General features: G+C 55.8%; 5 protein-coding genes. 3 read left to right on the top strand and 2 right to left on the bottom strand.

The features are described 5' to 3' along the window. Positions 1–160: 160 nt before the first annotated feature. Together DQG23_RS33790 and DQG23_RS33785 are read left to right on the top strand one after the other, a co-directional pair. The gene (locus tag DQG23_RS33790) at positions 161–2,173 is read left to right on the top strand and encodes an endonuclease MutS2 (RefSeq protein WP_113035452.1); all 2,013 of its coding nucleotides are present in this window, start codon (positions 161–163) and stop codon (positions 2,171–2,173) included. 122 nt (positions 2,174–2,295) lie between these two features. After that, positions 2,296–5,973 carry an Npt1/Npt2 family nucleotide transporter gene (locus tag DQG23_RS33785; RefSeq protein WP_158560833.1) on the top strand — a complete coding sequence of 1,226 codons (3,678 nt, stop codon included), beginning with the start codon at positions 2,296–2,298 and terminating at the stop codon, positions 5,971–5,973. Positions 5,974–7,135: 1,162 nt separating this feature from the next. Here DQG23_RS33785 and DQG23_RS33780 read toward each other — a convergent pair. Both DQG23_RS33780 and DQG23_RS33775 read right to left on the bottom strand, forming a co-directional pair. Then, positions 7,136–8,758, bottom strand: a complete 1,623-nt coding sequence (locus DQG23_RS33780; RefSeq protein ID WP_113035450.1) for a response regulator — start codon at positions 8,756–8,758, stop codon at positions 7,136–7,138. Positions 8,759–8,990: 232 nt separating this feature from the next. Next, positions 8,991–10,733: a sensor histidine kinase gene (locus DQG23_RS33775; protein ID WP_113035449.1), complete on the bottom strand. Its 1,743-nt coding sequence runs from the start codon at positions 10,731–10,733 to the stop codon at positions 8,991–8,993. 242 nt (positions 10,734–10,975) lie between these two features. Here DQG23_RS33775 and DQG23_RS33770 point away from each other — a divergent pair, with 242 nt between their 5' ends. Continuing rightward, on the top strand, positions 10,976–11,935 hold the full coding sequence (locus tag DQG23_RS33770; RefSeq protein ID WP_113035448.1) for an ABC transporter permease: 960 nt from the start codon (positions 10,976–10,978) through the stop codon (positions 11,933–11,935). Positions 11,936–11,937 lie beyond the last annotated feature (2 nt).

The raw sequence follows: 11,937 nt of genomic DNA, 5'->3' as shown, positions 1-11,937 counted from the left end.
GCTAGCCGTGCGTTCTTTGCGCATGGCTTTTTACATTTTTGCGGGATTTTTGCGTCCTTGCGGAGCGATTGGCATTCCCCCAAACAGGCAGAGGATGACACTGTTCATCTTTCTGTCTATTTTTTTGCCCAAAATTGAAGAAACGAAGGAGCGAACCCGAATGAACGCCAACACGATGAAACGTTTGGAATACGACAAAATCAAAGAAAAGCTGGAGGAATACGCCATCTCCTATATCGGCAAATCGCATGTCCGCATCATGGAGCCGTCGGACGACAAAAAGCGGGTCGAACGGATGCTGAACGAGGCGGATGAGGCAAGGATCGTCCTCGACCATGGCGCCAGCGTGCCGATCCCGTCGATGGAGGGGCTGGAGCCGGTCATGCAGCTGATCGGAACCGGCTACGTGCTCAGCGAGAACGAATTGACGCTCGTCGCACGGCTTATCGAAAGCACGGTACAACTGATGCGGTTTATGGAGAAACGGGAGCCGGTCGCCCCGACGGTAAGCGGTTATGCCAAGTCGCTGCACGAGCTGAAGGGGCTGCGAAGCGAAATCGAGCGCTGCATACGCCATGGACGGGTCGATGACCATGCGAGCAAGGAATTGGCCAAAATCCGCAGCAAAATTACGATCGCGGAGGAGCGGGTCAAGAAAAAGCTCGAAAGCGCGATGAACAAATACCGCTCCTATTTGCAGGAAAGCGTTGTGAGCATGCGGAACGGGCGCTATGTGCTGGCGGTCAAGAAGGAGCATCGCAAGCTGGTGGCGGGAACCGTGCTGGACGAATCGGCAAGCGGGCAGACCGTGTTCATGCAGCTGCACGATATCGCCGGGCAGCAGCTGGAGCTGGCGGAACTCCGGGCGGAGGAGGCGATCGAGGAAGGCAAGGTGCTCGGCATGCTGACGGGGCTTGTTGAAGAGAGCAAACACGAGCTGTCCGTCAATATGGAGACGCTCGGCTATTACGACTTCCTGTTCGCAAAGGCGAAGCTGGCCAAAACGTATGACGGACGCAAAGTGGCCCTCAATACCGAGGGGCGCATGGCGATCAAAAGCGGCCGGCATCCGCTGCTCGGCGGGAAAAGCGTGCCGCTCGATTTCCGGATCGGCGGCGCGTACCGGACGTTAATCATCACAGGGCCGAACACCGGCGGCAAAACGGTCAGCTTGAAAACGATCGGGCTGCTGACGCTTATGGCCCAATCCGGCCTGCTCGTGCCGGTCGGCGAAGGCAGCCGGCTTGCGGTTTATACGCATGTAGCGGCCGATATCGGCGACGGTCAAAGCATCGAGCAATCGCTCAGCACGTTCTCGTCGCATATTCGCAACGTGATTGAAATTTTGAAGACGGCAGGGCCGTCCACCCTTGTGCTGCTTGACGAGCTTGCGACCGGTACCGATCCGGGCGAAGGCGTCGGCTTGTCGATCGCCGTGCTGGAGGAGCTTCATCGACGGGGAACGACTGTCGTGGCGACGACGCACTACAACGAAATCAAAAATTTCGCCGAACGCACGCCGGGTTTTCAAAACGCTCGGATGGAATTCGACACGGAGACGCTGCAGCCCCTATACAAGCTGCGCATAGGCGAAGCCGGGCAGAGCTACGCGTTTTTTATCGCGCAGAAGCTGGGCATGCCGGAAGCGATCGTCGAACGCTCGCGGGAAATTGCGGCAGGCGCAGGCGCTGCAGCGGCGGCCGATAGAGGCGGGGAAAGCGAGAGACTTTCAAACGGGGCGGACGCGGAGCGCGCCTCGCAGGACGGCGATTGGCCGGAGAGCTGGGAGGATGACGGCGAAGCCGCGGAAGCGGATGCCGGATCGGCGGACGCTGCAAAAGCGGAACCTGCGGAAGCCGCGGCTGAAGAGAACGAATCCGCCGATCGGCCGCTTCAAAAGGGCGATTGCGTGTGGATTCAGTCGCTCGGCCGCACGGGGATCGTCAGCGAGCTGCCCGATGCACGCGGCAATGTTATCGTCCTCGTGCAGAAGCAGCAGGTCAAAATAAACGTCAAACGGATTTCCCTCTACATCGAAAGCAGCAAGCTTTATCCGGGCGACGATTACGATATGGACATCGTCTTCGAATCGAAGGATGTCCGCAAAAAGCGCAAGCTGATGAGCCGCAAGCATGTCGAAGGACTGATGATCGAGAAGCCCTACGAAAAATAAATTTTATAGGAAATCGGCAGGAAAAATAGGCTCCCATAATGAATTGGTATAGCTGTATGAAACTGGGACGTTAGTCCCGGTTTCCGCCTATGCTACCCTTAAGCAGGAGTCGATTATCGTCCATGAAGCCATCCGTTTTTGAAGCGCCCCTGCAGGCGCTGCTTCGAAGGTTTTCGTCAGACCGCGAGGAATATGCCAAAGCGTTCCTCCTGTTCGGCTATTTGTTTTGCGTCGTTTCAGCGTCTACGATCGGCAGAACCGCGGCGGATACGCTGTTTTTAAGCCATTTCGACGCTTCGCGGCTGTCTTTCATGTATTTGCCGCAGTCCGCCGCGCTGCTGCTTGCGGGGATTGCCTATCAGCGCTACAGCGGCAAGCTGCGTCCGGACCGGCTGAACCTGACCGTCATCCTGGCGGTTTCGGGACTCGTCATCGTCACCCGGATGCTTGCCGGCATCGGTTTCAGCTGGATATATCCGGCGATGTACATCGGTTACGATGTGTTCAATTTTCTCATGATCGTCTGCTTTTGGCAGCTTGCGACATCGGTGATGGACCAGCGCAAAGCGAAGCGGATGATCGGCATCGTGGGAAGCGGGGGAATCGTCGGCGGAATCGTCAGCGGCTTCGGCCTGAAGGCGCTCGTTCACCCGCTCGGGACGTTGAATCTGATTTTCGTCTACGCGGCCTTGCAGCTGCTTTGCTTGCTGTGGGTGCGTTTGCTCGTCCGCCGTCTGTCCGATCCCGCAGCTGTGTCCATGGCGGCGGCGAAGCCGGCAGACCGCAAGAGGGAGAGGGCCAAACGCAAGCGCGAGGATAACGGCGGCTTGTTTCGCAGCGTGCCGCATCTCAAATATGTCGCTGTCATAGCGGCCGCTCTCGTGCTCTCGCTGACGATTGTCGACTATCAATTCAAGGTCGTTCTGCGAAGCACGCTGCAAAATGAAGCGTTAGCCGGGTTTATGGGTAATTTTTACGGCATATCCGGTATTTTGGCGCTGCTCGTGCAGCTGTTCGTCTCCGGTAAAATCATTTCCCGTTTCGGGGTGATGACCGCATTACTCGTGTTTCCGGCCGTTTTGCTTGTCGGCGCCTCCGCTCTGCTCGTTATGCCGGTGCTGGCCGTAGCGGCGGCAGTCAAAGGCAGCGACAAGGTGATCGGGGATACCGTCTACTCGTCAGTCAGCCAGCTTGTGCTGTTCCCGATTTCTCCGGATCACCGAAGCCGTTCCAAGGCGTTTTTGGACGGCATCGTCCGGAACGGGGCCAAAGGGATTGCGGGTGTGAGCTTGATGATCCTGCCGGCTTTTTTGGACATTCGGGAGTTCAGCTTCATCGTGCTCGGGTTGCTAGCGCTGTGTATTCTCGCCGCTGTCAAAGTCAAACGGCCGTATATGGAAACGCTGCTTTCGTCGCTGCAAACGAGGGAGCTGGATTTCCAAGAGACGGACGTCGATTTGATGGACGGCGCCAGCCGCAAAGTGCTCACCGATGCGCTGCAGAGCCGGGATCCCATTCAAGCGGCATACGCATTCAAAATATTGCAAAGCATTCATGCATTCGACTTGGCGCCATATGTGCCGGATTTGCTCCGGCATCCCGCGGCTGAGGTTCGGGTGGAAGGGCTGAAATGGATCGAGCGTCACGCGACGCTTGGTATGGAGCCGCATGTGGAAGCGGTATGGCGGTCGTCCGATACCGGTGTAAAACCTTATGCCGTAATGGCGCTTGCTGCATATGGCCATGCGGAGCAATTGGAGCGAATTGCCGCTCTGCTTGTAGAAAAAGAAGTAAGGATGAAAGCGGCGGCGATCGCCGGACTTATCAAATATTACGGAATCGAGGGCATGTTCCGCGCCGTCGGCCCGTTTCGCTCGATGCTGGAAAGCGAGAGGGAGGAGGAACGTGCGGAAGCCGCGCTTATTTTCGGCCAAATCGGAATCGCCGGTTTCTACAAGCCGCTTCTCAATCTTCTTTCGGACCGATCTTCTAACGTGAGAATGGCCGCGCTGGAGTCGGCGGGCTTGCTGCGCGTCCCGGATATGATTCCGGCGATCGTTCCCCTGCTGAAGCGGAGCGAAACGCGCGACCAAGCCGCGCAAGCGCTTGCCGGCTACGACGAGAACGAGCTTCTTCCCAGGCTTGAGCTTTATATGAGACAGGGAGCGGACGAGGGCCAGACTTCGGCGGATATTGCCGTGTATTTGCCGAATGTGCTGGAGCGGGTCGGGACGATTCGCGCCTTCGAGCTGCTGCTCGGTCACTACGAACAGGCGACGGCGGAGCTGCGTTCCGTTTATTTAAGCGCTTTGACGCGTCTATTCCGCCGCGTGAGCGGAATAGACCGCGTCTTCGTCGAGCGGCTTGTTTTGCAGGAGGCGGCCTTGTTCGCCCACTATGCGGAACAGGGCGAAGGCCTGCAGGGAATAGAGAGCTTTCGCTACGCAAACGAGACCATACAGGCGAACAGGCTGCAGACGGTTCGCCGCGTTTTTCAACTGCTCGCTCTACTGTATGATCCGAAAACGGTGCAAGCCGTTCATACGGGCTGGGAAAAGGGCGATGCACGCAGGCAGGCGAACGCGGCCGAAGTGGCCGACCAGCTTCTGCACGGCGCTGTCCGGACGGCGGTTCTAAACATGCTGGCCTACGCTCCTGCTCCCGAGCGGCAGCTGCCCGCCAAGGCTGTCGACAGCCGGTTGGCCATGCTGTATGAAAGGGATGGCGAATGGCTGCGGACTTGTATCGCGTACGGCGTTTTCAACTCGCCGGACAGCGGCGCGTGGACGGAAATCGGACGGCACTTGAAAGACTTTCCGCAAGAAAGCCGGGAGCGGATAGTCGAGCAGGTCGAACAGGTTGCGCTTCTGCGGAACGTCGGCATCTTTGCCGGCTTGTCGGGTAAAGACTTGTCGGTGATTGCAGCCTGCTTGCAGCAGATCGATGTGGAAGCGGGAGAAGCGATCATTCGCGAATTGGAGGAAGGCGACTCCTTGTATGTCATTCGCGAAGGGACGGCGGTCGTTTCGAAAGGGGGGACGGCGCTAGGTACGCTGCAGCCCGGCGAGTGCTTCGGTGAAATGGCCGTACTCACGCATAGCGTCCGAATGGCTACCGTGCGGGCGGAATCCCCCATGCGGCTATGGCGGCTGGAGTCCGAGGCGTTTTACGGGATGGCTTTCGACAAGTCGGAAATCGCGCTTGAGCTCATGCGATTATTATCCGGCAGGCTGCGCACCGTAAACCGGAAAATCGGAAGTTCGCAAAGCCCTGTGATGCCGGAGGATGCGTCGGCCGGTTCCTTCGCGGCAGCGGCCGCGGCGGGCATATCCGAAGAGGCGGGCAAACGCGAGCGGCCGGCGGAGCAGCCGCAAACGGATAGCGGCATTTTGCTGCGGCGCATGCTTGTTCTGCAAAAAATCGCGCTGTTCGCTCATGCGTCGCAGGAAGACATCATACGCCTGGCGCACATGGTCAAGGAAACGGTTTACGAATCCGGCGAGACCGTTTGCGCCGCAGGCGAAGAAGGCGACGCGCTGTTCGGCATTATCGAGGGCGGCGTCCGCGTTCATCGCGGAGCGGAGACGCTGGCCATGCTCGCAGTAGGCGAGAGCTTCGGAGAAATGGCGATCATCGACGACGAGCCGCGTTCCGCAGACTGTACGGCCGAAGGCCGGACCGTACTGCTGGAGCTGACCAAGGAGCAAGTGCTGGCTTTTTGCTTCCGTCATACGGGCGTTTTGAAAAGCATGATGCGCGTGCTCGCCGAACGGCTGAAAGATACGCAATCACGCAGTTGAACGTGAGAAACCGTTCGGTTTGAGGGATTGGACACCCCCTTGGCCGAACGGTTTTTCAACATACATATCCTCCGCTGCTTGTTCGTGCTTTTTCCGCCTTTGAAAGGGGCTGTCCCAAAAGGAGCAAGCCTAATAGCCCGAAAAAGTCGGGCTAAATCGTAGCCGCAGCTAGGAGCGGGCCGAATAGCCCGAAAAAGTGGGGCTAAATCGCTGCTGCAGCTAGGAGCAAGCCGAATAGCCCGAAAAAGTCGGGCTAAATCGCAGCCGCAGCTAGGAGCGAGCCGAATAGCCCGGAAAAGTGGGGCTAAATCGCTGCTGCAGCTCGGAGCGAGCCGAATAGCCCGAAAAAGTCGGGCTAAATCGTAGCTGCAGCTCGGAGCGAGCCGAATAGCCCGAAAAAGTGGGGCTAAATCGCTGCTGCAGCTAGGAGCGAGCCGAATAGCCCGAAAAAGTGGGGCTAAATCGCTGCTGCAGCTAGGTTCAAGCCGAATAGCCCGAAAAAGTCGGGCTAAATCGCTGCTGCAGCTCGGAGCGAGCCGAATAGCCCGAAAAAGTGGGGCTAAATCGCTGCTGCAGCTAGGAGCAAGCCGAATAGCCCGAAAAAGTGGGGCTAAATCGCTGCTGCAGCTAGGAGCGAGCCGAATAGCCCGAAAAAGTGGGGCTAAATCGCTGCTGCAGCTAGGTTCAAGCCGAATAGCCCGAAAAAGTCGGGCTAAATCGCTGCTGCAGCTCGGAGCGAGCCGAATAGCCCGAAAAAGTGGGGCTAAATCGCTGCTGCAGCTAGGAGCAAGCCGAATAGCCCGAAAAAGTGGGGCTAAATCGCTGCTGCAGCTAGGAGCGAGCCGAATAGCCCGAAAAAGTGGGGCTAAATCGCTGCTGCAGCTAGGTTCAAGCCGAATAGCCCGAAAAAGTCGGGCTAAATCGCTGCTGCAGCTCGGAGCGAGCCGAATAGCCCGAAAAAGTGGGGCTAAATCGCTGCTGCAGCTAGGTTCAAGCCGAATAGCCCGAAAAAGTGGGGCTAAATCGCTGCTGCAGCTAGGCAGCTCAGAGCGGGCTGAATGAGGCTGAGTGAAAAATCAGCAAACAAATAAGCTTCCAATCCCACATTTGCAGTGGAATTGGAAGCTTATTTGTTTAATTTTTGGGACTGGCCCATTCTGCACTACCCTTTTGGGACAACCCCTTTTTTGTATTCGCTCGGGGTCAGTCCGGTTATTTTTTTGAACACCGTGCAGAAATGAGGGTAGCTGACGAACCCGATCTTCTCCGCCAGCTCATAGTTTTTGAATTTTGCCGATGCCAAGTATTCCTTGGCTTTTCCGATGCGCTGCAGCGTGACGAAGTCGAGAAAATTGTCCCCCGTCGCTTCTTTAAAAAGATGGCTCAAGTAGCTTGGGTTCATATGGATATGTTCGGCGACCCGCGTTAAGGTGAGGTTCTCTCCAAGATGCAGGAAGATAAAATCGACCGCCTTCTGAATATCGGGGTGAAGCCCCTCGTACATTGCCGATGCGCTGCGGGGCAGCCTGACCAGAAGCGTCTCCAGCGTTTCGAACCAAGTCTCCATGGCGGAATTGTCGGCAAGCGCAATCCAGTCGTTGCGGTTTAAGGAAATCGAGCCCGTTTCTTCAAGCCACTGCGCCACTTTTCGCTTTAATTTGTCAGGGTGCGGACGACGAGCATCGACGAACGCCCTAAGCTCGCGCAAGCCTTCAAGCCGTTCTTCGACGGTTTGGGAATTCCATGATGCGCGGGTTTTGTTCTCAAGGAGCATCCAGTCCTGTTCGTCGATAAGGTCCCGCACTTTGGTCTGAAAGTCGATGTGCCGATGGATCAGTCCTTGCTCGTAAAAAGCGACCTCGGCGGCCAATATGGCCTCCTGGAGCGTTTTTGGCAAGGAGGCGATGCCGGAGGAGGCGGAGCCGATGCCAAAAATAACCGATACGCCGAAATACTTGTTCAGCCAATGAGACAAGCGGTTATGCAGCTGCTGCACGATTGCTTCGCTCTGCGCGTTGCCCTCGTAGGCGGGCAAGCACAGGACAAGCATCGCTTCTCCGGGCCGGTGGGGCAGAACGGTGCCGTCGGCCAGTTCCCGAACGATCTCGAATGCGGCCTGCAGCATTGTATAATCGAGCAGCGGCCGGTCCGATTCGGGGTAGCGGGCAAAGAATTGATTCCGCCGCTGCAGCGTCATGCAGATACCGATAACGACCGGTTTGGCGGTCGACCGGGCGAGCCATGGAAACAGCTCCCCGAGCTGCCGCTCGCCGATATGCATCCCTCGCAGCAGATCCCCCAATGCCCGCCGGCGAATTTCCCACATATGCTGCGCCATCATTTGCTCGGCATAGCGGGCGCGGCTGTGCAGGCTTCTCTCCATGCGGATCGTTTCGCCGCAAGCCTTCAGCGAATGCTCGATTTCCTCGGTATTCATCGGCGTTTTCAGCAAATAACTAAGCGCTTTCATATCAACCGCACGCTTGGCATAGTCGAACTCCTTGTGAGCCGTAAGGACGGCGAACCGTACGTCGGGGAAATCCCGTCTGAGCGTTGCGATCAGCTCCAGTCCGTCCATCACCGGCATCGTAAGATCAGTGACGATCAGCTCGGGCTTATACATCGCGCATTTTTCAAGTGCTTGCTTTCCGTTGGCGGCTGTGGCGACAACCTCCATCCCGAGCGTTTGCCACCGGACCTTGGAGATTAGGGTATCCAGCACCATATATTCGTCGTCAACAAGTAAAACCTTCAGCGGGGGCTCGGTATCATGGGGAGCAATCATGTGCTTGCCTCCTTCCAGGTTGTCGGTTTAGGGCGGTTTGCAAAAACGTATCGGCAGCTAGGGCGTGTCTGAAAACTCACTCAGGGTCATCTTTCACCGCCTTTTCGCCCTATGCTTCGTTCCGTTTGCTTGACGTACCCCCGGTACGCCTTCACAAACGCGCCTTGCCTAGAACAAAAATTCGGCAAAATCTGCTCCCCTCGGAGTATTCAGACACGCCCTAGCGAAGCTTTCATTCATCAGGGTCATTACGCTTGGGCACGCGCATTTCGACGACGGTTCCCCCGCCAGGCTTGCTTTTGACCGTTAATCCGTAACCCGGACCGTAGTACAGACCCAGTCGATCGTGAATGCTCCGCACGCCCATGTGATAATAGCCGGGAGTTCCGCTCCCGCTCTCCTCCGCCAGCAAGACCGACAGCTGCTCTTCGCTCATACCGACCCCATCGTCCGCCACGCGAATCAGTATGGCGCCATCCGTTTCCTCGCTGTTTACTACGATCGATCCGAGCGACATGGAAGGCAGAATTCCGTGAAAAATGCTGTTCTCGACAAGCGGCTGGACGGAAAACTTAGGCACGAGCACCTGCAGCGCTTCCTCCTCGATATCCAACTCCAGCACGAACATATCCGGGAAACGCACGGACATCAAATAGCCGTAATGCCGGACGCCTTCGATTTCTTGGGATAGCGGGACCAATTCCTCTATCTTATCCAGGTGAAACTGCAGCAACGCCACCAGGCTCGTAATCATCTGGTCGACCTCGTCCGACTTGCCGTGCCGGGACAAATAACTGATCGAATTCAATGTGTTATACAAAAAATGAGGTTGGATTTGCGATTGAAGAACTTTCAGCTCGTAATGCTTCTTAGCCTTTTCCGAGCGGATCAGGTCGTCCATCAATTGCTTGATACGCCCGACCATTTTATTGAACGTTCTGACCAAGATGCCGAATTCGTTCCGGTAGCTATTCTCCACCGTCGTCTGAAAATCGCCTTCGCTCACTTTGTTCATCTGCCGGGTCAACAGCTTCAGCGGCCGGGTAATGGATCGGGATAAGTAGAACGAGATGACGAGAGACAAAGGAATGCCGAGCAGGCCGATGGCAAAAGCATACGTACGGATCCAGCGGACCGATTGGTGGAGCTTCTCTTCCTTGAGCACGGCCATAACCTGCCAGCCCCATTTGTTGCTGGTCATTCGCGTGACGTAAAGCGGATTCCCCTCCGTGTCCCGAAATTTATGCGCCTCCCTGCTCGTCCGTTCGATCAGATCGGGAGGGAGTCCTGTAATGTCGTATTCCTTCCGGAACACATCGTACGTGACGTAAGGATTGTTGGTGGTGAGCGGCTTGTTTTTGGCGCTGAGAATAAGCAGATCCTCCCGCGAGGTATAGGTCCAATCCCCATAGGCAGCCAAAATCCCCTGAATATCGAGATCGGCGACCAGGACGCCGCGAAACTCGCCCTTGGAACCAGTAAGCCGTACGACGTAAGAAATCGTATAATCGGAAACCGGCGACATATACGGCTCCGTCCAGTAAGGCGACGCAGGACCCGTCCGATCGTTCTCGAGAATCGCCTTGACATGATCATAGCCTTTGATTTCCCATAAGTAGCCCGACGTGCCGGTCATCCTTCCATCGGGGGTGATGATATATAAATTTTTGACGTCGTAGTTCCAGAACAGCCGATAGTTTTCCAACAACTTGATTGCTTCATCCGTACGCTCCGACAGCAGCCGCTCGTCTTTGGACAAGACCAGCATGTTGGCCTGCAGATCTTTCATGAATTGGTTGAGCAGCAGGTCGGTGCGCTCGAGCAGATGGGAAACATAGCGGGTCTGTTCGTTCGTAAACTGGCGGAAAACGTACTGCTGCGAGCCGTATCCGAGCAGCAGGATCAGGCTTGCGATAGGGAGGAAGGCAAGCAGGAAAATTTTGACGCTGAGATTGGGCCGATTGAGCAGATGCATCTTCGTGCAGTCGCCTCCCCGGAATGAAGTTGATCCATTATACCTTGTATCGGAGAATAGCGGTTACGAATTTTTTAGATGTTCCTTCGCATTTTTTGGAACGTTCCGGGCCCATGCGGACATCGCGGAAACATCAAAAAAATAGAAATGTTTTCAGCAAAAATGCAAAAGTCTGCACGCTGCGCTTTCGTCTACACTGAACTCACGGACATCATACCTCAAACAAGCAAGGAGCAATTCGGATGGATTGGAATGAAGCGACGATTTCATCGAGGCAAACCTCGGCGAAGCGCAATGTTGGCAGGCGTTTTCTGGCCGTCTTGATCAAATACCGTTACCGGTATTTATTGATCGCGCCGGGGTTATTGTATGTTTTGCTGTTTCGTTACGGCCCCATGTACGGCATCATTGTCGCCTTTCAGAATTATAACGGATTCAAAGGCATTAGCGGTAGCGAGTGGGTCGGATTCAAATGGTTCCTGACGTTCTTTAACGGTCCGGATTTTTGGCATCTGATGCGCAATACGCTGGTGATCAGTCTGATGAAGATCAGCTTCGGCATGGCGCCGGACATCGTCATGGCGGTCTTGTTGAATGAGGCGAGAAGCCGCTGGTTCAAACGAAGCGTTCAGACGCTCACGTATATGCCCCATTTCTTATCTTGGATTATTATTTACGGCATTGTTCTGGCGTTTTTGTCCACGAGCTCCGGGCTCGTCAATCACTGGCTCAAGGATTCGGGCTTCAACCCGGTCCCGTTCCTCACATCTAACGAGTGGTTTCGTTGGATTCTGGTGTTCACCGACATATGGAAGGATCTCGGATGGGGAGCGATTATTTATTTGGCCGCCATTGCGGCGATCGACCCGCAACTGTATGAAGCGGCGGTTATGGACGGGGCGAACAAAGCGCGGCAAATGTGGCATATTACGCTGCCCGGCATCCGCAACATCTTTATCCTCATGCTGACCCTGAGACTGGGTAATGTGCTGGATGCCGGCTTCACGCAGATTTTTGCGATGTATAATCCGCTAGTGTACGACTCGGTGGACATCATCGATACATGGGTATATCGCGCCGGAATTATCGAGAACAGGGTCGGTCTGGCGACGGCTGTCGGTCTGTTCAAGTCGGTGATCGGCTTGATTCTCGTCATAAGCGCCAACCGAGTAGCCAAAAAATTCGATTCGCAAATTTGGTAGGA

The sequence above is a fragment of the Paenibacillus contaminans genome (assembly GCF_003285015.1).
Taxonomy (GTDB): domain Bacteria; phylum Bacillota; class Bacilli; order Paenibacillales; family NBRC-103111; genus Paenibacillus_V; species Paenibacillus_V contaminans.
The sequence above is the reverse complement of the archived record's forward strand: the minus strand, read 5'-3'. Positions and strand labels throughout refer to the sequence as shown.

What these genes read in the sequence shown, in the direction of transcription:
- DQG23_RS33770 (WP_113035448.1), top strand. Translation starts at nt 10,976, where the DNA reads ATGGATTGGAATGAAGCGACGATTTCATCGAGGCAAACCTCGGCGAAG.
- DQG23_RS33780 (WP_113035450.1), bottom strand. Translation starts at nt 8,758, where the DNA reads ATGATTGCTCCCCATGATACCGAGCCCCCGCTGAAGGTTTTACTTGTT.
- DQG23_RS33790 (WP_113035452.1), top strand. Translation starts at nt 161, where the DNA reads ATGAACGCCAACACGATGAAACGTTTGGAATACGACAAAATCAAAGAA.
- DQG23_RS33775 (WP_113035449.1), bottom strand. Translation starts at nt 10,733, where the DNA reads ATGCATCTGCTCAATCGGCCCAATCTCAGCGTCAAAATTTTCCTGCTT.
- DQG23_RS33785 (WP_158560833.1), top strand. Translation starts at nt 2,296, where the DNA reads ATGAAGCCATCCGTTTTTGAAGCGCCCCTGCAGGCGCTGCTTCGAAGG.